Origin of the sequence: Aquabacterium sp. (genome assembly GCF_048860245.1) — a bacterium.
Taxonomy (GTDB): domain Bacteria; phylum Pseudomonadota; class Gammaproteobacteria; order Burkholderiales; family Burkholderiaceae_C; genus Aquabacterium.
In genome coordinates, this window is sequence record NZ_JBLIZW010000071.1 from 36328 (window position 1) to 57792 (window position 21465).

Sequence of the window (21465 nt, forward strand, 5' to 3'; positions counted from 1 at the left end):
CGGGGTGACGCTCCCATGAGGGCGCCACCCCGTCTTATCTATTGCGAGTTATGAACCTGATCGATCAATTTCTGGGTGTGGTTCAGCGACACCCAGCCGCTCCCGCCCTGATTCACCAGGGGCAGGTGATGACCCGGGGGCAGTTCTTGAAGTTGGTGGTCGCGACATCGCGTCACTTGCATGAACAGGGCGTGGCACCAGGGGAAGTGATGGGCATGTCGCTGGATCACTCTCCCTTGCACCTGGCCGCCATGCTGGCCGTGGCCCGGCTGGGCGCTGTTTCCCTACCGGTTCACCCCGCCACCCCGCCTGCCGGGCAGCAACGGTTGATGGCGAAGTTTGGTGCCAGTCGGTTGATTTGCATGCCGGACGCACAAGTGCCGCCCGGTGTGCCTGCGGTGGTCCTGGATGCGGCCGTGCTCAAGCCGCTGGAGTCGGCGGATCTGCGCTTCATTCCGTATTGGCCTGCACCGGAAACACCCGCTCGCATTGGCTTGACGTCCGGCACCACGGGCATGCCAGGTGGCATCTTGTATACGCATGCGTACTGGGGTCATCGCATTGCCACCACGGTCGACAACTGCGACGCACAAACTCGCCTGATGCCCTCCAACTTGCATCTCACCTTGGGCAATTTGTCGGCCTTCGCGGCGCTCTTGTCCGGTGGGATGGTGGTTTTCAACCGGCTTCATGACATCCGCTCCTACTTCCAGACGGTGCAGCTGTACGGTGTCACGCATGCGTTGATGGCGCCTGCGCTGATTGCTGAAATGGCCACCCTGAACACCGAGCCGGGTCCGGCCTTTCCTTCCATGCGGCACCTGCGCATGGTGGGCGGTGCACTCACCCGTCAGCAAATTGCCATCGCCAAGACGCGCTTGTCGCCCAACATCTCCTTGCCATACGGCTTGAGCGAGGTAGGGGCCGTGTCGATCGCTTCCCCTGATCTGTTGACTTCGCACCCGGAGTTCGCCGGTCGTTGCAAGCCTGGGGTGCTGGTGCAAGCCTTGGGTCCAAACGGCGAGGTATTGGCCGTGGGCCAGACCGGTGAATTGCGCGTCAAAGTGCCCGGCATGCCCCAGAGCTATTACCGCGACGAAGTTCGGACCGCCGACCGCTTTGTGGACGGCTGGTTCATGACGCGAGACATCGGCATGGTCACATCCGATGGGCTGGTGCGCATCGAGGGGCGCGCAGATGATCGACTCAATATCGGCGGGCAGAAATTGCATCCCGAGCAAATCGAGTCGGTGCTTCAGCAGCACCCCGAGGTCAAGGAAGTGGCGGTTTTTGTGGCCGACAACGCCTTGGGCAACAAGGTCCTGATGGCTGCCATCGTGCTCAATCACAGTGGCGCGGTGCAACGCAAATTCACAGACTATTGCCGTGACATGCGCATGGGTCGGCAGGCGCCTCAGCGCTTTTTGCTGGTCCCGCAACTGCCACGCAATCCGGCAGGTAAACTGATCCGAACAGCACTGCCTGAGTTGTTGTCTAACCCGGGTCAAGGGCAAACCTTACATTGATAACGGCGGATCGCGAGCACATGATGCGTTTGAGTTCTGTTGTCACGTCGGGCCCTGATCACCAGACCGACCGTGCAACCGTGAGAGAGGTGGCTGGCCACCCCGTCTATCGCGTTGGCACTTTGCCAGGGGAGGGCATTGGCCCGTCTCTGATCGACATTTGCGTGAACCTGCTGGGCGTGATCGAAGCATGTTCGCCGGTGCGCTTCGATGTGCGACAAGGCGGTCTGATTGGCAAAGACGCCGTCAAAGCGGCGGGCACCAGCCTGACCGACGAGGTGGTGGCGTTTTGCGAAGACACGTTCGCCCACCAAGGAGCCGTGCTGTGCGGACCCGGTGGGGCCCGATTCGTTTACGCCCTGCGCCGCCGGTTCGATCTGTATTGCAAGCTGGTGCCTCTGATTCCCCTGGCCTCCTTGAGCGGTGTGGGCGTGCTGCGGCCCGAAGCGGTCCGCGACGTCGATGTGCTGGTGGTTCGGGACAACATCGGGGGCCTGTATTTCGGAGAGTCGTCACTGCAGGGCGATGTGGGCGAACGCGTGGCCCGCATGACATTCGATTACCGGGAGCAGGACATCGCACGCCTCGTCGGCGTGGCCGCAGACATGGCTGCGCAACGACGCCAGCGGCTGTGTGTGGTCTTCAAGCCCGGCGCCACCGGCGTGATGAGCGATCTGTGGGAGAGCACCGCCAAGCGGGTGCTGCAGGGTCGGAATATAGAGGTCAGCTACCTGGAGGTGGACAACGCCTGCTATCAGATGGTGGCCCGCGCACAGCATTTCGACGTGGTCGTGACGCCCAATATGTTTGGCGATGTCTTGGCAGACGGCGCCACCGTGCTCATGGCGTCGCGCGGCGTATCGTATTCGGCCAATTACGGCCCGAACGGGCGTGCGGTCTATCAGACCGGTCATGGCGCCGCGCATGATCTGGCGGGGCAAGACAAAGCCAATCCCATTGGGCAGGTGCTGTCTCTGGCCATGATGCTGCACGAGTCCTTCGGTCTGACCGACATCGCCCACGCACTGCGTTCTGCGGTGGACGACGTGTTGCATGCAGGCTGGCGCACAGCCGATGTGATGGAGCCACATGCCCGACTGGTGGGCACCCGTGAAATGGGTGAGAAGGTGGCACACGCCCTCCATGCGAGACTGATGAGCCTGGCGCGAGCCGTGGCGTGACCGATGGACGCATTGAAGCAGGCATTGATCGTGGTGGATGTGCAGGAGGATTTCCTGCGCAGAGCCGGACTGACGCCTGATCGTGAAAGCCTGATTGCACAAGTAAGCCTGGCACTGGCGGGCGCACGTGCCGCCGGTGTGCCGGTCATCCATGTGCACACAGTGGTGAACCCGGATTTGAGCCATGCCATGCCCCACTGGCAGCGCGCGGATACCGCCCAATGCGTTCGGGGCACAGTCGGTGCGCAGCCGCCGGCTGCCTTGAGCCCCATGCCCGGCGAGCGGGTGATGGAGAAAGCCTTCTTCAGCCCCTTTGCTCGCACCGATTTGGCGGCAACGCTGCAAGCGTGGGGTATTGAACAATTGATTTGGGCAGGCTTGTACAAGCACGCGTGCGTCCGACAAGGTGTGTTGGATGCCTATGCCATGGGGTGGCAATCCATCGTGCTGGATGATGCCGTGGCCTCCCCTGATGTGCTGCATGCCGAGCTGACTCATCGCTGGCTGGGGGCCCGTGCCGCGCGGTTCATGCCTTGCCGTGACTGGTTGTCGGGTGCCGCCCAACCCGCCATCGTCGATCGACAGGTGGACGACGCGGTGCAGCATGCCCGATCGCATCTGTCTGGTCAGTCAGACAGCGCGGCGCGACTGACTGCGTGGCTCGCTGTGCTGGAGCGAGAGCAGTCCGCCTTGATCAGCCTCATGGTCGATGAGGTGCGTAAGCCCATTCGAGATGCCCGAGAAGAATTCAGCCGTGCGCTGGCACATCTCCGATCCGCCATGGAGTTGAGCCGACAGCGCGAGCACGTGCTCGCTGACGGGGTGAAGGTTCGCTACCGACCACATGGCTGCGTGGCACTGATCACGCCCTGGAACAACCCGGTGGCCATCCCTGTCGGCAAGCTGGCGCCGGCACTGGCGTTCGGCAATGCCGTGGTGTGGAAGCCCGCGCCAGAGTGCCCGCGAGTCTCTGAGGCCCTTTTGCAAACCTTGGTCGAAGCAGGCTGGCCGCGCGGTTGGGTCACGATGCTCGCCGGAGACGGGCGGGTGGGGGAAGCCTTGATGCGACATGCCGGTGTCGATGCCGTCAGCCTGACAGGCTCCATGGTCACGGGGGCTCGCGCACGGGCCATTTGTGCCGTGACTCAGAAGCCCTTGCAAGCCGAGCTTGGCGGCAACAACGCTGCGGTGGTGTGGCCTGGCTGCGATGTGGAGCAGGTTGCGCAAGACCTGGCAATGGCTGCTTTTGGCTACTCTGGCCAGCGTTGTACGGCGGTGCGCCGCATGATTGTGCATGCCGACCTGATGGCCGCATTTTCAGAGCGCTTCGTGTTTCATGCCCAGGCCTTGCCTGCTGGGGACCTGTCGGATCCCCAGACCGTCGTGGCGCCCTTGATTCACGCGCATCGCGTGCAACGCATGCAGGGCATCGTCCAGACTGCTTTGGCGCAGGGCGCATCCTTGTTGTGCGGGGGACAGCGTGCCCCAACCGATTCGCTTCGGTACGAGCCAACCGTGCTGCGTGCGGACGTGTCAACGGAGGTCTATCAGCAGGAGTCCTTCGGGCCCATCGCGGTGATCTCGGTGGCACAGCATTTCGATGAAGCCATGGCGCAGGTCAATGCAGTCCCTCACGGTCTGATCGCATGTTTGTGCGGTGGCTCGGCAGACGAGCAAAGCCAGTTCTTGTCGCAAGCCCAAGCCGGTATGTTGCGTCTGGGGAGCCGGGCCTGGCTCCATCCCGATGCCCCCTTCGCGGGCTGGAAAGGTTCAGCCGTCGGACCACCAGAGCATGGGCGCTGGGACTTGGAATTCTATGCACGCCCCCAGGCGGTTTACCTTCCTGCAAGTTGAGTTGTGATTGGATGAATGCATGTTGAAAAAACTGATCAAAAGCTTGCTTGCCAGTCCCAACGCACCGGAGTTGATCGTCTCCACCGTGGTCATCAACTTGTTGGGTTTGGGCTCGTCGCTCTACAGCATCCACTTGATGAACCGCTATGTGACGATTGGGCTCGCCCCCACGCTGGTGACCTTGACGTTGGGGGTGTTGATCGCCATTGCCTTCGAAGTGATGTTGCGTCGCCAGCGACAAGCGGTGCTGATGACCCTGAGCCACGACAACGACATGCACGCCAGTCAGCGTGTCTTCGGCGCGTTCAGCGGTGCGCGCCTCGATGCCTTGAACAAGGTGCCACTGGCCGTGCGCCGCGAAGGGCTGGGTGCCCCCGCAACGATCCAGCAACTGGGTTCGGTGACCAATCTGGGGGCCTTGCTCGACTTGCCTTTCTGCGGTTTCTATCTGGTGGCCGCCACCTTGCTGTATTGGCCATTGGGCCTGTTTGGCTTGGCCGCCTGCGTGTGGGCGCTGGTGCTGGGCGCACTGGGGGAGCGTCGTCAGCGCGTGGTGGCCGAAGAACATGCCAAAGCCAGCTCGCGGGCGCAGCAACTGTCTCAGTTCCTCTTGACCGCAGGGGAAACGATCCGTGCCTTGCCGCTGGTGGGCCCCTTGTCTCGGCGGTGGGGCGAAGTCCAGAGTGCCAGTCTGGGCTCACGGCGTGCCGGGATGGTTGAACAATCCAATATGCAAAACACCATTCAGATGGTCGGCCAGCTTCTGACGGTGGTGGTCTATGCATTCGGGGCGGCAGCAGCGGTTCGCGGCGATCTCACGACGGGCGCATTGATCGGCGCCAACATTCTGGTGTCACGCGGTTTTGCGGTTTGCAGCCGTGCGGCGTATCTGGCAGATCCCATTTTGCGGGCTGACCGTGCTGACAAGGCCTTGCAGGCCGCGGAAGCCGCCGAGCTGGAATCGAGTGCAGGCTCGGCACCCGCCACGCTCAGTGGACGACTGGAAGTGGTGGATGTGGCGTTCTCCTATCCTCAGCAACCGGTGCCACTGTTTGAGCGTCTCGACATTGAAGCGCAGCCCGGTCAGGTGATTGCCATCTCGGGGCCCAACGGGGCCGGGAAGTCCACCCTCATCAAGGTCATGCTGGGCTTGCTGACCCCATTGCGCGGCATGGTCCGTGCCGATGGCATTGAGTTGCGGCAGTTGTCGCAAGAGTGGTGGCGTGCTCACATTGGCTATGCCCCACAAGAGCCGGTGTTCTTTGATGGGACGCTGCGCGAAAACCTGCTGCTGGACCGTGACATTGCGGACGAACAGGTCATCGGCTTGATCCGCGACATGGGCCTCGAAAGCTTCCTCGCACAGGATCCACAAGGCCTGGACCGTGCCATGAGCAGCCATGAGTCGGGCATGGCAGTGGGGATGCGTCGGCGCTTTGCACTGATTCGTGCGGTGCTGGGGGATCCCAAGGTGGTGTTTCTGGATGATCCGACCGAGGGGCTCGATCAGGCTGGTCATGCCGCAGTGGCCAAGCTGTTGAATCGCCTGCTCACCGAAAAGAGAACCATCGTGGTGGCCTCCAACGAAGCATTCATTCTGCGAGCGGCGGACGTGGTGGTGGAAATGGACAAGAAGCCCGTACCTGCCGTGGTGCGCAACGTGCCCCAGATTGCAGGAGACAAAGCATGAATGCCGAGCAAAGTCGATTGACGCGCACCCTGGATGCGCTCGAGTCTGGCCTGAATCAAGCGGACTCTCGATGGCAGGCGGTGGTGCATGCCTTCCAGGGTCTACCTGGCGTGCGAGTGCTGGTGGCGGCCTATCAGCGTGCACCCTTGTTGTGGGCCTTGGTGTATGTGGTGCTGGCCTTTCTGGTGTGGGGGAGCTTCTTCCATCTGGACGTGGCCAGCTATGCGCAAGGGCAAGTCACACCCGCGGGGCAACTCAAGAAGATTCAGCATCTGGAAGGCGGCATCGTCAGAGACATACAGGTCACGGAAGGCCAGCGTGTTGCAGCGGGCGCGGTGATTGCTGAACTGGAAGATGTGGCGCCTGACGCAGATGTTGGCGACATGCGCAGTCGTGCCGCTAGTTATGAAATCAAGGCCTTGCGTTTGACGGCCTTGCTGGAGCACAAGACGGCCTTGGTCATCCCGGCAGAGCTCGAGAAAAACTTTCCCCAGTTCGCCAGAGAGGACATCTCGGCCTTCAACACGTATCGCCAGCGCTTGACCGCCATGGAGCAGTCCTACGAATCGAAGGTGGCGCAGCGGCGGGCGGAGATCCAGGAGGCCAAAGAGCGTCTGGCAGGTTTGCAGTCGCGGTCGCGCTTCATTGGCGAGCAAGTCGCCATCAGCGAGCAGATGCTCAAGCAAAAGCTGACCAACGACTATGAGCACTTGCAGTTGCGCAAGGAACAAGCGCAAATCGAGTCTGATCGCAACACGACCATCGCCACACAACGTCGCGCAGAAGTGGCGCTGGACGAAGCCCAGGCTGAATACGCTGCATTCAAGCGCAATGATGAGGTCGCGCTGCGCAAAGAGCTGCAGGAAGTCAGTACCGAGTTAGGCTCATTGCGTGAGCGCTTGCGAAAGCCCAATGATTCTCAGGCCCGCACCACGGTCAAGGCGCCGGTGGCCGGAACCATCATGACCCTTTTCGTGAAAAACAAGGGTGCCGTGATTCCGCCCGGTGGCACCTTGGCCACATTGGTGCCAGAAGGGGACTCTTTGCTGGTTGAAGCCAAGCTGCCCATCTCCGAAATTGGCTATGTGAATGTGGGCGAGAAGGCACGCTTGTCGATTGCCAGTGGTGGCAATGGCTTCTCCGCCATCATGGCCAAGGTGGTGCATGTCAGCCCGGATGCCATGGCGGACGAAAAAACCGGCGCGAGTTATTACATCGTGCGACTGGCCCCCGAGTCGCTCTATTTCCAGCGGCAGGACGACAAGTATCCCTTGCGGCCTGGCGTGCAAGTCACCGCTGCCATCATCACCGGCTCGCGATCCGTCTTGGCCCTGCTGTTGGAGCCGTTCATCGGCTCTGCCGTGCATCCACTGACCGAGCGCTGACAACATCCAATTGAGGGACATCATCATGAACCAGCAAGCCTCATCTGCCAGCGCAGGACTGAACGAGCGCTTCCTGCAAATCCAGAAGTGGGTGGCTGAAGGTCAGTACGAGTCCGCGCTGCGTGACTGCCGGGAATTGGCCAAGTTGCCCGCTGCGCGCGTGGCTGCGAAAGGCATGGAGGCCCTGGCCTTGTCCTTCATGGATGACGCCTCATCTGCAGCAGAGGTGTTGAGCACACTGCCACCGGCGTCCGAGATCAAACAGTCCGAAGTGCTCGTCACGCTCGGCAGTGCCTGGTTCAAGGTGGGGGCCTTGCCCAAAGCCTTGCCATACTTTCAGGCGGCGTTGGCCGTGCGTCCCGATCATGTGCTGGCGCATGCGCGCCTGGGGGCTTGCTTGCTCGCCGCAGGCAGCACCCAGGCTGCCTTGACGCACCTTCAGGCAGCGCACAGCGCCATGCCGGACTCCAGTGGTGCTGCTCTGAATCTGGCCCGCGCTTACCTGGAGCTTGGCGAGGCAGAGCGCGCGCTCCTGGTCCTGCCTGAAAAGGTGGTCAGCGATGACCCGGAAGGGGAGTTGTTGATGGCCACCCGTGCAGACGCGCTGTTTGCAGCGGGTCAGCCTGAAGCGGCCAAAGTGATCTTGAGAGATCTGGCCACCGTGGCTTCACCTGCCGGCATCGAAAGCCTGGTGAACACCTTGTCCAGCAAGGGTGAACATGAAGAGGCTGCGGACCTGTTGCGCGAGGCTCTGGACAAGTATCCCGATTCTGTTGCGCTGTGGGCCTTGATGTCCGAGTTGGCGCGCGTTCGCGGGCACCATGGTGAAGCTGCACGAGCCTTGCAGCGTGCCCTGGACATGAAGCCTGATTCGGCGGCACTGTGGGCCCAACTGGCCACCCTCAGTGATCATCGGCTGGTGAATGTCAATGCACAGGAGGCAGCAGACAAAGCGCTCGCATTGACCGCAGGTCAATCCGGCGGCGTGCGTGCGCAAGCGTTGGCGGCCAAGGCCCATGTGCAGGCGGATCTGGACCAAACGTCGGAGGCCGAAGCCACGTACCGTGCTGCGCTCGCCGAGGCGCCTGACTACCCGCGCGCATTGTCTGGGCTGGGGCAGTTGCTGATGCAGATCGGCCGCGTTGAGGAGGCCACAGAAGTGTTTGAGCGCCTCAAGGCTGTGGCTCCCATGATGGGCTGGAACCAGCTCATCCACGCCCGGCAGGTGCCTGAAGATCCAGCCGTTTTGAGTCAGATGGAAGTGGCAGCACGGCGCCCCAGCATGGAAGGGCCGGTCAAGGCGCATCTGTTGTTCAGTCTGGCCTCTGCATGGGAAAAGAAGGGCGATGCCGACAAGGCCTGGGCTCTGGCCACCGAGGCCAACGAGGCGACCAAGGCCTTGTTGCACTACCAGCCCGAAGAACACCGTGACCGCATCGAACGTGAGATGGCACGCTTTTCTGCCGCGTTCATGGCATCCCGTGCGGGCTACGGCAACCCGTCCGAAGTACCTGTTTTTGTGTTGGGTATGCCTCGCTCCGGGACGACCTTGGTCGAACAGATCCTGGGGAGCCACAGTCAGATTTTTGGCGCCGGTGAACTGTCTCTGATTCCACAGCAAATTCAAAAGCTCGAAGCCTGGGAGATGAACCTGGGCACCGGGCGTCGCTACCCGGAATGCGTTGACGACATGACGCAGGAGGAGTCGAAGCGTTTTGCCGACAAACTTCTGTCCGAGTTACGCGCCTACGCGCCGGACGCCCAGCGCATCGTGGACAAATTGCCGCACAACTTCGAGCACGTGGGCCTGATCAAGCTGCTGTTTCCCAATGCACGCATCCTGCATCTCAAGCGAGAGCCACGCGACGTGGCCATGTCGAACTACTTCATCGACTACGGTGCGAAGTTTGGCGGCATGGGCTTTGCCTATGACCTGACATGGATCGGCGAGCAACTGGTGGACCATCAACGGCTGATGGCGCACTGGCACGATGTGTTCCCCGGCCAGATTCTGGAGGTCGATTACGACGCATTGGTGGACGATGTCGATGGGTGGGCTCACCGCATCATCGATTTTCTCGGCTTGGCCTGGGAGCCCGGTGTGTTGGCGTTTCAGTCATTGGATCGTGCCGTGAAAACGGCATCGGTATGGCAGGTTCGACAACCGGTTTACACCACCTCGAAAGCCAAGTGGAAAAAGTACGAAGCCCATCTGGCGCCGCTGGAAGCCGCCTTGGCCCAGGTGCCTGCCTCGCCCCAGGCGTGGCCCGTTCCGGCGCGACAGCCTGGACTCTTCCTGGACGCCATGGCGGCCTTGCGAAAGGGGCAAGCACAGGAAGCCGAGTCCTTGTTCGCACGATTGCTCGAAGAGCAGCCTCGTCATGCTGCTGCCATGCATTTCCGTGGCGCAGCTTGCTTTCAGCAAGGCAAGTTGGACGATGCTGCCACCTGGATGGGGCGTTCGCTGCGTTTCCATCGCGGACACCGCAGCTGGGCCGAGAACCTGATCAAAGTGGAAGAAGCACGGGGTCGCACCGAGCAGGTCCAGCGTTTACGGCAGATGCTGGCCGGCAAGCAGCCTCTCAGCGAGGTGCTTCCTGTGGAGTCAGCTGACCCGCTTTGACGGACAACCAGTCCATCAGCGACTCAACGGCATCATCCAGCGTCTCTGCCGCCCCGCTCAAAACCAGACCGGGTTGTTCCGGTGCCTCATAGGGGCTGTTGATGCCTGTCATATTGGGAATCAGGCCTTGGCGCGCCTTTTTGTAGAGGCCTTTGACGTCCCGCGCCTCGCAGATTTCCAGCGGGGTGTTGACGTACACCTCCAGGAAGCGGTCGGCACCGATCAGGTCGCGTGCCATGTCCCGCTCTTTGCGGAAGGGCGAGATGAACGCCGTCATCACGACCAGGCCCGCGTCGACCATCAGTTTGGCCACCTCAGCGATGCGTCGAATGTTCTCGACGCGATCGGCATCGGTGAATCCGAGGTCCTTGTTCAACCCTTGGCGGATGTTGTCGCCGTCGAGGATGTACGTGTGCCAGCCCTGCTCGTGCAAGGTCTGCTCCAGCGCGTTGGCAAGCGTGGACTTGCCCGAGCCAGACAGGCCCGTGAACCACAGTACGCAGCCCGGATGCCCATGGAGCCATTCCCGATGGTGTCGTTGCACGCTCAGCGCTTGCGTGTGCAGGTTTTCTGCCCGACGCAGGACATGCTTGAGCTCAACCGATGCCAGCGTATTCGCTGATGTGTGGCGTGGCACGTCGGACTCAGAGTCGACCAGCGAAAGCGTCATGCCAGTTGGCATGGCGGTTGTGAGCGCCACATTGCAAAGCGCGATATCGCCCGCATGGAGTTCACGACAGGGGAGCATGGCGCCTGATGTGGCGTCCAGCTTGTACTTGATGCGGGTGATGCACAAGCGTGCTGACGGCGATGCTCGATCAATTACATAGTCTCGACCGGCCAGACCGATCTCAGGCGAACACCACCGGATGAGCGCCTCAAATTGCTCGCCACTGTGGCTAAGAGAAGGATGTTGGGGCTTCATGGCACATCATGATCGATCAATGTGCCTATGCTACGGTGGCCTAACCCTGTGTGGCCAGCTTGTGTGAGTGACCTGGTTCAGGGTTATCGGCGATGGACAAAGAAAAAGCCCTGAATCGGTGAGATTCAGGGCTTTGTGTATGGTGGTGCAGAGGCGACTGGTTTCGAACCAACTCTCTCAACACCTGGGTACTGTTGAGGATCAGTGAGTACCGTTTCGGGTGATTGTCCACTTTTCCACTGCCCCGCGCACGCGGACTTGGCTTCTTCTCTGAACAGCGCCTGAATGTGTCACTCCAGCCCGCAGGACTGACCACATGCCAAAAAAGATCGCACCCCTACACGAATTCACACGATCGTATGATCGATTGCCTCGTGGTTGCGCTACGCTATCCCCATGGACACTTTGATCCCCGCCTTCTTGCGCCGCCAGCGCAACCAGCGTCGTCTGACGCTGGAGATGTTGTCTGCCAAGGTGGGCATGTCGCCGCAGCATTTGTCGGAAATTGAAAGCGGCAAGCGCGATCCGCGGTTGTCGTCCATCGAGCGCATGGCGGAGGCGATGGGGATGACGGTGTTGATCGTGCCGGACGCCATGGCACCAGACCTGCGCCGCTATGTGGCCAACAACGGCCGGATCTACACCACCCACGCGGGCCAGGCCGCTGCCGCGCCCAACCACCCTGAAGCTCCAACACCCGACCATGCCCAAGAAAAAACCTGACCCGGCCCCCACTCAACCCTCAGTCCCAAGTCCTGAGTCCTCCTCGCTTTCCTTCACCATCGAAATCTTCGATGACCCGGAAACCAGCAAGCCCACCCAGTACGGCCGTTTCAGCCGCCACTGGCAGGACGAAGAAGCCCTGGACGTGCTGATCGACAAGCTGGAGGCCGGTCAGCTCAGCCACAAGCAGGCGCTGATGCAAGCGCGCAAGCTGGAAGCCACCACGCCCTACAACCTGGAAATTCAGAACTTCATGGCCAACCGGTTGTGGGCACTGGGCCTGCAGGATGAAGCCACTGAGGTGTATGAACGGGCCTACAACCAGGCACTGGCCCACATCCCCAAAGGCTTCAAAGGCCAGATCACCTGGGGTGAGGTGGACAACCGGCCCTTCCTGCGCCTGGCGCACGGCACCCTGCTGGGCTTGATGCGCCGGCGGGACAAAGCAAAAGCGGGCGAAGCCCCCATGACGCTGGCCAAGCAGATGCTGGCCTGGTGCCCCATGGACAACATCGGTGTGCGTTTTTTGCTGGGTGATATCGCCTTGCTCCAGGGCGACCACCAAGCCGCCATGAAGGAATACCTGAAAGGCGCGTCCAACTCACCGGCGCACTGGTACCAGGCCGCGCTGATTGCGTTTCGGGAGAGGGACTATGTGGCGGCCTGCACCTACCTGCGGCGGGGCATTGCCGCGAACCCCTACATTGCGGAGGGATTGACCGGACGCACGGTGCTGTCAGAACACCTGTACTGGCACGCCACCAATGTGCATGGCCCAGACTGGGCGGTTGACTATCTCGACTCCGCCGCCTGTGACTGGACACCGGAGGAGATCGACTTTGTCGACTGGGTGTTCAATGCATCGCCCGTGCTGAAGGAACGCGCAGAGATGATGGCGCTGCATGAGGGGATGACTTACGAGCGAGACGCTGAAAAGCGTGCCCCTTACGCGAGGCAATCATTGGATTTCGTTGACCGCATCACGGACACGCTGTCCAAGAAGATGGTGCGGAAGGTCAAAAATCGCTGGGACGTCGAAATTTGGCCGTGGGTTCGTGATGGGTTCCAGCGCCCGCCCATTCGATCACTTCAGTGACTCAAGCAAAGCAATCTGCCTCGGCCAAGACCTTGCCCGCTGCGTCTTTCGCCGCAAGCTTGGGTTCACCATCCACAGGCCACTGAACACCAACCGTCGGGTCACACCACAGCAGGCTGCGCTCATGCTCCGGGTACCAGTAGTCGGTGGTTTTGTACAGAAACTCAGCCGACTCGCTGGTGACCACAAAGCCATGCGCAAAACCCGGCGGCCCCCACAGTTGGCGCTTGTTGTCTGCCGATAGTTCAACGCCCACCCATTTGCCGAAGTTGGTTGATGAACGACGCAGGTCAACCGCCACGTCGAAAACGGCTCCTTGCGTCACCCGCACCAGCTTGCCCTGCGGGTGCTTTATCTGGTAATGCAGCCCACGCAGCACCCCTTGGCTGGATTTGCTGTGGTTGTCTTGAACGAAGTGCACGTCCAAGCCGGTGGCCTGCTGAAAGTCGCGTTGGTTGAAACTCTCAAAGAAGAAACCACGGTCATCACCGAAGACCTTGGGCTCCAGGATCAGAACTTCTGGCAGCGCTGTTGTAGTCACTGTGTAGGGCATGGCTCAGCTCACCTCAAAAGGCTGAGCAGGTACTGCCCGTAGCCGTTCTTTTTCAACGGGTCTGCCAATGCTGCCAGCTGCTCGGCGTTGATCCAGCCCTGGCGAAAGGCAATCTCTTCGGGGCAGGCCACTTGCAGGCCTTGGCGCTTTTGCAGGGTGGCAATAAAACTGGCGGCCTCCAGCAAGCTGTCGTGGGTACCGGTGTCCAGCCAGGCATAGCCCCGGCCCATGATTTCCACATTCAGCTGGCCTTGCTCCAGGTAGCGGCGGTTCACATCGGTGATTTCTAGCTCGCCACGTGCAGAGGGTTTGATGTCTGCCGCAATGTCGCACACCTGTTGGTCATAGAAGTACAAACCCGTGACCGCATAGTTGCTCTTGGGTACCTTGGGCTTTTCTTCGATGCTGATGGCGCGTTGTTGCTCGTCAAATGCCACCACGCCGTAACGCTCCGGGTCGTGCACATGGTAGGCAAACACGCTGGCGCCACTGGTGCGGTCGTTCGCGCTGTGCAGTTGCTTCACCAAGTCGTGCCCGTAGAAGATGTTGTCACCCAGCACCAGGGAGCTGGGGTGATTGCCCACAAAATTGCGACCGATGATAAAGGCTTGCGCCAGTCCATCCGGGCTGGGTTGCACTGCGTACTGAATGTTCATCCCCCAGCGTGCACCGTCGCCCAGCAGGTCGGCAAAACGAGGTGTGTCCTGCGGTGTGCTGATTAACAGCACATCGCGAATGCCGCTGAGCATTAGCGTGGACAGCGGGTAATAAACCATGGGTTTGTCGTACACCGGCATGAGCTGCTTGCTCACTGCCTGCGTCACGGGGTAGAGCCTGGTGCCAGAGCCCCCGGCCAGGATGATGCCTTTACGTGTCATGCGGCTTCTCCCTCATATTGCTTGGCCACCCATTCTCGGTATGCGCCACTTTGAACATTGGCTACCCACTCCGGGTTGTCCAGATACCACTGCACCGTCTTGCGAATGCCGGTCTCGAACGTTTCGGCGGGCTTCCAGCCCAGTTCGCGCTCGATCTTGCGCGCGTCGATGGCGTAGCGCCGGTCATGGCCAGGGCGGTCGGGCACGTGGGTGATTTGGGATTTGTAGCTGCTGCCGTCGGCCTTGGGGCGCAACTCGTCAAGCAGCGCGCAGACGGTGTGCACGATCTCGATGTTGGGCTTTTCGTTCCAGCCACCGATGTTGTAGGTTTCGCCCAGGCGCCCGCCTTCGAGCCCGCGGCGGATGGCGCTGCAGTGGTCTTTCACGTAGAGCCAGTCGCGCACTTGCTGCCCGTCGCCGTAGACCGGCAGCGCTTTGCCGGCCAGTGCGTTGACGATCATGAGCGGGATGAGCTTCTCGGGGAAGTGGTAGGGCCCGTAGTTGTTGCTGCAGTTGGTGGTAACCACCGGCAGGCCGTAGGTGTGATGCCAGGCGCGCACCAGGTGGTCGCTGGCGGCTTTGCTGGCTGAATACGGGCTATTTGGTTCGTAGGCGTTGGTTTCTGCAAACGGTGGGGCGTCTTTGGAAAGGGTGCCATAGACCTCGTCGGTGCTGACGTGCAGGAAGCGGAAGGCGGATTTTTCGGCCTCGGGCAAGTTGGACCAGTAGGCGCGTACGGCTTCGAGCAGGCGAAAGGTGCCAACGATGTTGGTCTGGATAAAGTCTTCGGGACCGTGGATGGATCGGTCCACATGGCTTTCGGCGGCAAAGTGCAGCACGGCACGGGGGCGGTGCTGGGCCAGCAGGGTATCCACCAAGTTGCGGTCGCCCAAGTCGCCTTGCACGAATACATGGCGCGCATCGCCCTCCAAGCTGTCCAAGGTTTGCAGGTTGCCCGCATAAGTGAGCTTGTCTAGATTGACCACTGGCTCGTTGGAGCCAGCGAGCCAATCATGCACAAAGTTTGCACCAATGAAACCGGCACCACCTGTGACCAAAATGGTCATATTTCATCTCCCAAAATAGCATTGAATTGAATCTTAAGAAAGTTATTAACGTCAATCATTTTGGCTTGAGAGGGAAGGTGTTGGTGAGGGATTTAGCAAGAGGTCCACGCAATCGGCCAGACAAGTGAATACACCATCAGCCGACTCCCGGTCGCCTGGCCTGAGGGCGTGACCACTCTCCACCAAGAAGCATGTTGGAACGCCGGCCGCACGGCCTGCATCGATGTCCGATTTCTTGTCGCCGACCAGGACGGCACTGCGCAGATCCAGACCGAACGCCGCTTGTGCCTGAAAGATTAGACCAGGCCGCGGCTTGCGACAATCGCAGCCGTACGGCGGGTTCCAATCGGGCGTGTGTGGGCAGTGATACACGGCATCTAGGTGCGCGCCTAAACGGGCAAGTTCTTTACGGATGTGGACGGTCAGCAGCTGATAATCGGCTTCAGTGTAAAAACCACGGCCAATTCCGCTCTGATTAGTGACAACTACTACCGTCCAGCCCGCGTTGTTTAGACGGCGGATGGCTTCGGGCGTGCCGGAGACGAACTCGAAATCTTCGATCCGATGAACGTAATTCCTTTCGACGTTCACGACACCATCACGATCAATAAATATGCAGCGCCCAATCATACCGTGGCGTGCTGTGCACAGAACGCCAAGTAGTCCTCGGGGACGCCTATGTCGGTAAAACGGCCACTTACCGTTACGACGCGTACTGAGCCTTCGCGTGCAGCAGACGTTAAAATTTCGTTCTCGAAACTGAATACTTCACCCGGCTTCCGGTCACCGAACACATGCCTATTTACGCGATAATAACCGGCATTTATGTATCCTTTCCCCTCGACGCCCTTTTCCTGAAAGCCAGTCAGGCGCCCTTCGGCATCGAAGCGCAGAGCGCCGAACCGGGCAACATTGGGCACTTCCACACCTAGCAAACGGATGTGCTCGCACAAATCTTGACGCAGCTCCGACCACAAGGCATCAGCAGACGCGTCTAGAAGAGTATCGCCATTGACTACGATCGCTTCTTCCAAACCGAGTTCATCCATCGCGAAGAGAATGGCTCCGCCTGTGCCCAGCGGTAGAGGCTCCCGGCAAAGCGTGATTTCTTTCAGGTCATCGTGTACCTTGACGTAGCGGGCGACCTGGTCAGATCCATGGCCCAGCGACAGGACAATGTCTGGAAAACCCTGGCGACGCAGGTGCGCAACCAGCAATGTAATAAAGGAAGTAGAACCGACTGGCGCTAGACACTTGGGTAAGTCTCCAAGGGCGCTACGGATGCGGGTGCCGAGACCGCCGGCTAGGATTAGGCAGCGCACCTGAGTCATTGCGCGTTGTCGGGGCGAAAGTACTGGCGCTCGACGAAGCCGCACCAGTAATGACCAATGACGATGTGGCACTCTTGGATACGTGCGGTATTCGTCGATGGGACTCTGATCTCGAAGTCGACTGATACTCCTGCGATTCCTGATGCTCCGCACAGGCCCACGGTTTTAACTCCCATGGAGGCCGCGACCTCAAAGGCAGCCAGTACGTTCTTCGATCGGCCGGACGTCGTGATACCTACGAAGATGTCGCCCGGACGGGCTTGTGCAGCCAATTGGCGAGCGAACAGTTTCTCATAGCCGTAGTCGTTACCAATAGCTGTGAGCATTGAAGTATCGGTGGCCAGAGAGAGCGATGGCAGACCTGGGCGGTCGAAGTCGAAGCGGCTAACGAACTCGGCGGCTAGGTGTTGTGCATCAGCCGCACTGCCACCATTTCCCGCAAAGATAACTTTGTTACCCTGTTGGTAGCACATCAGCATAGCTTCAGCCACAAAGCTGACCTTAGACATTGTCGCCGCGTCGTTCAACAACTGATGCTTTGTGGCGATGGAGTCCCGCAGGACGCTATCGAAATTGTGATTTACATGTTCCATGCGATTGCTCCGTGCTTCTCAAACTCGAACTCATAAAACTGACCACCCAGCGCTTCCAACTTACGCTTGACGTCAAACCTGCGGTTGGGCGGCACGGCAATCATCATAAACCCCCCCCCCCCGGCACCCGAAACCTTCAGCCCACGCGCACCCGCTTCGTATGCAGCTTCGGCAACGCGGTCGATATCGTTATTGGTTATGCCTGGTGCCATGCGTTTTTTCGCTAGCCAGGAGGCGCCCAGCACCTCGACAACGCGATCCAGATCCTGGCGCAGAAGCGCGTTCTTCATATCGAGCGCTGACCGCTTGATACTGTGCATAGCGTTAACCGCGTCCTCGTGCTGTTCAGACGCGGCCTTGATCTGAGACGTGATGATCTGGGCAGACTCCCGCGACCGACCAGTGAAGTACAACATTAGTTGCGACTCAAGGCGACGCAACGTCAGATTGTCGATTCGCAGTGGATTGACTATCACGTTATTGTTGGGGCCGAACTCCATGAAATTCACCCCGCCGAACGCCGCAGCGTATTGGTCCTGTTTGCCGCCAGCCATGCCGCAGTCGATCCGTTCGATCTCGAAGGCTAAGCGTGCAACGTCGTACTCGCCGAGCGGCACGTTGAATGCATGCGCGTAGGCAGTAACCATAGCTACCACTAATGCAGAAGATGAGCCTACCCCGCTGCCCGGGGGGGCGTCCGAATATGTAACTAGCTCGACAGTCGGCGTCTTTCCGTTGAGGTACTGGCGCACGAAGCGCGAATGAACTGCGTGATGCAGCGCAAGCTCGATCTCGTTACCAGTCGCGTCGCTACTACATTCGACGTTGAAATCAGCAGCGTAGAAGCGGCTAGGACCCGACTCGAGAATCGTCAAATCGCAGTGCGTGTACAAGCTTATGGTCGCGTTGAGTACCGCCCCGTGGTGGAGGTCGCTGTAAGGTGACACATCGGTTCCCCCTCCTGCGAGGCCGAGACGGAGAGGAGCGCGGGCATGAGTTTTAGCTGACATAACTTTACTTCCAGAAATATCGGAGCGCGGAAAGACTCTCCGCGATGCGCCGAAGGCGCATGAGGTTCGGTTGCTGGATGAAACGGTATAGTCCTTCGAGGCCGGCGGATTGGATCCAACGCGGCGCACGGCGGACGCTTCCGGACAGGAAATCCAGACTGCCACCAATAGCCATGATGAGGCCAACGCCGGTCGCTTGAAGTTCGGGCATAAGGTCCGCAATCAGCAGTTCCTGCTTCGGCGCTCCGAAGGCAACGAAGATAGCGTCGGGGCGCACCTCCCTCACCACATGCATCAGGTTGTCCACCCAGTCCCGCGGCATGGGGTAGGGAGCAAACGGTGGTGAGTAGCCATGGACGTCGAGACCAAAACGCTCCTTCAGGATCCTAACTGACGCAGCATTTGCCGCCTCTGAGGCGCCAACCAATAGCAGACGGCGCCTGGAATGGGACAATTCCTGCGAGATCCGATAGACCAAGTCGCTACCACTGAGCTTCTCAAACCGAGTAAGACCGTTGATGCGGGCGCGCAAGTTGGCAGCCCAAAGTAGGATCTGGCCATCGACGACGCAATGGCCAGTCTCGAGTGCGCGCGCGAATTCAGGTCGTTCGTTGGCCAGTCCAACCAGTTGAGCATTGACTGGGTAGATGGCCTGGAGTTTGCCATCTCCAGAAAAAAGCGGTGGCAGGGATGGACAAAGTGTAATAACGGAGAACTTCATTACTGTGATCAACCCAGGTCAGCGGGACGACTCAGCGCGCTGCGTCGGAATCTTTTGAACTGCCGCCAGGCTTTGTGCATTATTTAGAATTTGATGTGTGTATTCCATTTAATCGCATAAACTGTTATTGGTTGCATGTATGGGCTAAATTCACTTCAGGTAGCCCGTTATCCTGCCGATTCGGTTGATCAACTTGAACCATAGCAATTGAAGCATATTCATATCGGTTCTTGATACCTGTACGTTAGCGCGACTGACTCGCATTGTGAAATAATACTCCTGAAGAATAGAGCGGACTTTTCCGGCCATGAAATCTACATTTTCTCTGGTTAGAGTCGCAGCACCGTACCAAGATTTCTTGCCGGGCTGGAACATCCATCTATTGATCCGTTCCTGCATCGGAGAACTTAGTGTGACGGCATAGAACCGGTCCGGCAAATCGCCTGGCACCAGCGCATCGATTTCTGGAGAATAGACTTTCCATTTCAGTGATTCCAACGCTACGGAATCCAGGTAGAAAAGGTTGGAGCGGATCCAGAAATCACTAGTTAAGCCATTAATCTCTAGCATCTGTAATGCACGGTCGACGTGGCCGACACATACACCCTTCCCACCTCCGCACCGTAACGCCGCAGACACCATTGCGTGGACAAAATATTGCGGCAAATAATTGTGTACACCCGCGGTGTCGTTTAAGAAGTACACCCCCCCCGTTGCCTGACGCTGCAAATGATCGAGTCCCTCCTGATATCCGCCGAATTCACGGCCGCAGTTACTACCCTCTAACAATTCAACAATTCGGCCTAGGGACTTCAGTGAAGTGGTGTCTAGGGGAGGTAGCCCCTTTCCGTTCCAGACCACGATGATTCGGTCCAGAGAGGTCGATCTGGCGATTTGCTTGATTAGATCGACTCCCTTACTGGAGCGGGCGGGATTGTAAAGGAGCCAGACTAAGTGGGCCGAGACGGCAACTTGAGAACGATTCATAACTTGGAAATGGCGAGGGGCGATCTTGGAACGTCCTGTCGCATAACTCGTTGTGTGGCACGACACGACGATGGTTTAGGGTACTGGGCACAAAGAGCCCCACAGCACAGAAAAAGCGCCTGCATAAGCGTGCTGCCCACCATGTTGTTGAAAAGGCCAGCAACAGGTAGGATCGCCGCGATCACCAATGTGATATGTCCCAGCCCGTGGAACTGTCGCAGTGCGTAGCGGCGGATTAGCCAAAACATGAGTCCGAAAGACAGGATGGCAACGCCACCTCCAAAGCACACCAATTCCCAGAAAAAGTTGTCAATAGCGTAAATTGTTGACTCACCAGGCACAAGATTGTTCTGAGTGATGCCTATTCCCAGCACCAAGTTCGCGCTGTTACTTAGCAAAGTGTCATAGATGTAAGTCCATGATGTAAGTCTCGTAAGGACGCTAGAAGTCTCAGCGCTCACTTCGAAATCTCCGGTAGAAACCTGAGCCCCCAAAAGCAAAGCTATCAGAATGCTAGCCAACGGCATCAAAAGGAAAGCTAGACCACCAGCACGGCTCAGCAGACGCGGGGTAAGCTGTTGCGCTAACAGCCAAGTTAACAGGATCACGTAGCTATTACGCGTGAATGTCAGGGCAATCACCACGAACAGCGCTAGGCTAGTAAACGTCAGCATGCGCCCCTCTATCTCGCGGATCAGGGTTAACAGCAATATAGCGGCGAAAGTCAAATCCAAACCAGAAAAGTAAGCACCAGACAAACGCGGCAGAGGCACGCCAGTAATGAGAGAGGGAACTGCTGAGCCGTAGTCCGCGTAAACGGCATAGAACTGCTCGCCCAGCAGCGCAGCATCCAATGCGTTGACGGAAATGCCTGCTAGCAGGCACATCGTGGACAGCACCAACCAGCGCCGAATACGTATCGCTGTTTCACGCGGCGTAAGTTTTATCTGATTAATCGTGAGTGTGCCGCCCAGAGCAATCAAGATGGCTGGGCCGACCAGATAGATCCACAGCGAAGCCAGCACCGTGGTCATCCCCGCATCCTGGACAGATGAAAGATAAGCCACCGCCGGCGGAACCAGCAGGCCCAGCAGCAGTAAGGTGGAGTTATGAGTCCGCCAGTTCCTGACGCGCAAGCTGGTCATCGCGAAGGCCATAAACAGGTATGTCGCGCTGATCAGGCTCATCTGCAGTACGGTACCCGTGGTTCGGAACACCAGCAGGCGTATCAGTGGAATCACAAAGAATAAGACTGCCATTATGCTGACCAGAGGTAGCAGGCCAGCCACTTCGGTGGAGCGGTTGCGCTGGATCATGCTCGG

Annotated in this window: 19 protein-coding genes; 8 read left to right on the plus strand and 11 right to left on the minus strand. The window is 59.2% G+C overall.

Annotation, left to right across the window (positions count from 1 at the left end; all coding sequences use genetic code 11):
* Positions 1 to 50 precede the first annotated feature (50 nt).
* Genes ACMV18_RS08075 through ACMV18_RS08100 form a run of 6 tightly spaced genes read left to right on the plus strand, consistent with a single transcriptional unit; the run spans position 51 to position 10259 of the window.
* Positions 51 to 1526, plus strand: a complete 1476-nt coding sequence (locus tag ACMV18_RS08075) for a class I adenylate-forming enzyme family protein (RefSeq protein WP_420817412.1) — start codon at positions 51 to 53, stop codon at positions 1524 to 1526.
* 20 nt (positions 1527 to 1546) lie between these two features.
* On the plus strand, positions 1547 to 2707 hold the full coding sequence (locus ACMV18_RS08080; RefSeq protein ID WP_420817413.1) for an isocitrate/isopropylmalate family dehydrogenase: 1161 nt from the start codon (positions 1547 to 1549) through the stop codon (positions 2705 to 2707).
* Between the two features lie 3 nt (positions 2708 to 2710).
* Positions 2711 to 4561 carry an aldehyde dehydrogenase family protein gene (locus tag ACMV18_RS08085; protein WP_420817414.1) on the plus strand — a complete coding sequence of 617 codons (1851 nt, stop codon included), beginning with the start codon at positions 2711 to 2713 and terminating at the stop codon, positions 4559 to 4561.
* 19 nt (positions 4562 to 4580) lie between these two features.
* Positions 4581 to 6251 carry an ATP-binding cassette domain-containing protein gene (locus ACMV18_RS08090; RefSeq protein WP_420817415.1) on the plus strand — a complete coding sequence of 557 codons (1671 nt, stop codon included), beginning with the start codon at positions 4581 to 4583 and terminating at the stop codon, positions 6249 to 6251.
* Entirely contained in the window at positions 6248 to 7636 is a 1389-nt protein-coding gene (locus ACMV18_RS08095) for an HlyD family type I secretion periplasmic adaptor subunit (RefSeq protein WP_420817416.1), read from the plus strand. Before ACMV18_RS08090 ends, ACMV18_RS08095 begins: the two co-directional genes overlap by 4 nt.
* A gap of 25 nt (positions 7637 to 7661) precedes the next feature.
* Positions 7662 to 10259, plus strand: coding sequence for a sulfotransferase (locus ACMV18_RS08100; protein WP_420817418.1), 2598 nt, complete (start codon positions 7662 to 7664; stop codon positions 10257 to 10259).
* Here ACMV18_RS08100 and cysC read toward each other — a convergent pair.
* Positions 10219 to 11184 carry an adenylyl-sulfate kinase gene (gene cysC / locus ACMV18_RS08105; protein ID WP_420817419.1) on the minus strand — a complete coding sequence of 322 codons (966 nt, stop codon included), beginning with the start codon at positions 11182 to 11184 and terminating at the stop codon, positions 10219 to 10221. The two genes, ACMV18_RS08100 and cysC, sit on opposite strands and share 41 nt — an antisense overlap.
* Positions 11185 to 11580: 396 nt before the next feature.
* Between cysC and ACMV18_RS08110 the strand changes: the two genes are divergently transcribed.
* Together ACMV18_RS08110 and ACMV18_RS08115 are read left to right on the plus strand one after the other, a co-directional pair.
* The gene (locus ACMV18_RS08110; protein ID WP_420817420.1) at positions 11581 to 11907 is read left to right on the plus strand and encodes a helix-turn-helix domain-containing protein; all 327 of its coding nucleotides are present in this window, start codon (positions 11581 to 11583) and stop codon (positions 11905 to 11907) included.
* Positions 11888 to 13003: a tetratricopeptide repeat protein gene (locus ACMV18_RS08115; RefSeq protein WP_420817421.1), complete on the plus strand. Its 1116-nt coding sequence runs from the start codon at positions 11888 to 11890 to the stop codon at positions 13001 to 13003. The genes ACMV18_RS08110 and ACMV18_RS08115 overlap by 20 nt, the downstream gene beginning before the upstream one ends.
* A 1-nt stretch (position 13004) precedes the next feature.
* Here ACMV18_RS08115 and rfbC read toward each other — a convergent pair whose 3' ends face one another.
* From rfbC to ACMV18_RS08165, 10 genes are all read right to left on the minus strand, one after another.
* A complete protein-coding gene (rfbC, locus tag ACMV18_RS08120; RefSeq protein WP_420817422.1) occupies positions 13005 to 13556 on the minus strand; it encodes a dTDP-4-dehydrorhamnose 3,5-epimerase in 552 nt (183 codons plus the stop codon).
* A gap of 8 nt (positions 13557 to 13564) precedes the next feature.
* Entirely contained in the window at positions 13565 to 14434 is an 870-nt protein-coding gene (gene rfbA, locus ACMV18_RS08125) for a glucose-1-phosphate thymidylyltransferase RfbA (protein ID WP_420817423.1), read from the minus strand.
* A complete protein-coding gene (gene rfbB / locus ACMV18_RS08130) occupies positions 14431 to 15501 on the minus strand; it encodes a dTDP-glucose 4,6-dehydratase (RefSeq protein WP_420817424.1) in 1071 nt (356 codons plus the stop codon). Before rfbB ends, rfbA begins: the two co-directional genes overlap by 4 nt.
* 51 nt (positions 15502 to 15552) lie before the next feature.
* The gene (gene gmhB / locus ACMV18_RS08135) at positions 15553 to 16131 is read right to left on the minus strand and encodes a D-glycero-beta-D-manno-heptose 1,7-bisphosphate 7-phosphatase (protein ID WP_420817425.1); all 579 of its coding nucleotides are present in this window, start codon (positions 16129 to 16131) and stop codon (positions 15553 to 15555) included.
* Entirely contained in the window at positions 16128 to 16832 is a 705-nt protein-coding gene (locus ACMV18_RS08140; protein WP_420817426.1) for a sugar phosphate nucleotidyltransferase, read from the minus strand. The genes gmhB and ACMV18_RS08140 overlap by 4 nt, the downstream gene beginning before the upstream one ends.
* Complete coding sequence (locus ACMV18_RS08145; RefSeq protein ID WP_420817427.1) at positions 16829 to 17425, minus strand: D-sedoheptulose-7-phosphate isomerase; 597 nt, start codon at positions 17423 to 17425, stop codon at positions 16829 to 16831. The genes ACMV18_RS08140 and ACMV18_RS08145 overlap by 4 nt, the downstream gene beginning before the upstream one ends.
* Entirely contained in the window at positions 17413 to 18435 is a 1023-nt protein-coding gene (locus ACMV18_RS08150) for a dehydrogenase (protein ID WP_420817428.1), read from the minus strand. Before ACMV18_RS08150 ends, ACMV18_RS08145 begins: the two co-directional genes overlap by 13 nt.
* 4 nt (positions 18436 to 18439) lie before the next feature.
* Positions 18440 to 19156 carry a WecB/TagA/CpsF family glycosyltransferase gene (locus tag ACMV18_RS08155; protein WP_420817429.1) on the minus strand — a complete coding sequence of 239 codons (717 nt, stop codon included), beginning with the start codon at positions 19154 to 19156 and terminating at the stop codon, positions 18440 to 18442.
* 150 nt (positions 19157 to 19306) lie between these two features.
* The gene (locus ACMV18_RS08160) at positions 19307 to 20143 is read right to left on the minus strand and encodes a hypothetical protein (protein ID WP_420817430.1); all 837 of its coding nucleotides are present in this window, start codon (positions 20141 to 20143) and stop codon (positions 19307 to 19309) included.
* Positions 20140 to 21459, minus strand: coding sequence for a hypothetical protein (locus ACMV18_RS08165; protein WP_420817431.1), 1320 nt, complete (start codon positions 21457 to 21459; stop codon positions 20140 to 20142). The genes ACMV18_RS08160 and ACMV18_RS08165 overlap by 4 nt, the downstream gene beginning before the upstream one ends.
* Positions 21460 to 21465: the final 6 nt, after the last annotated feature.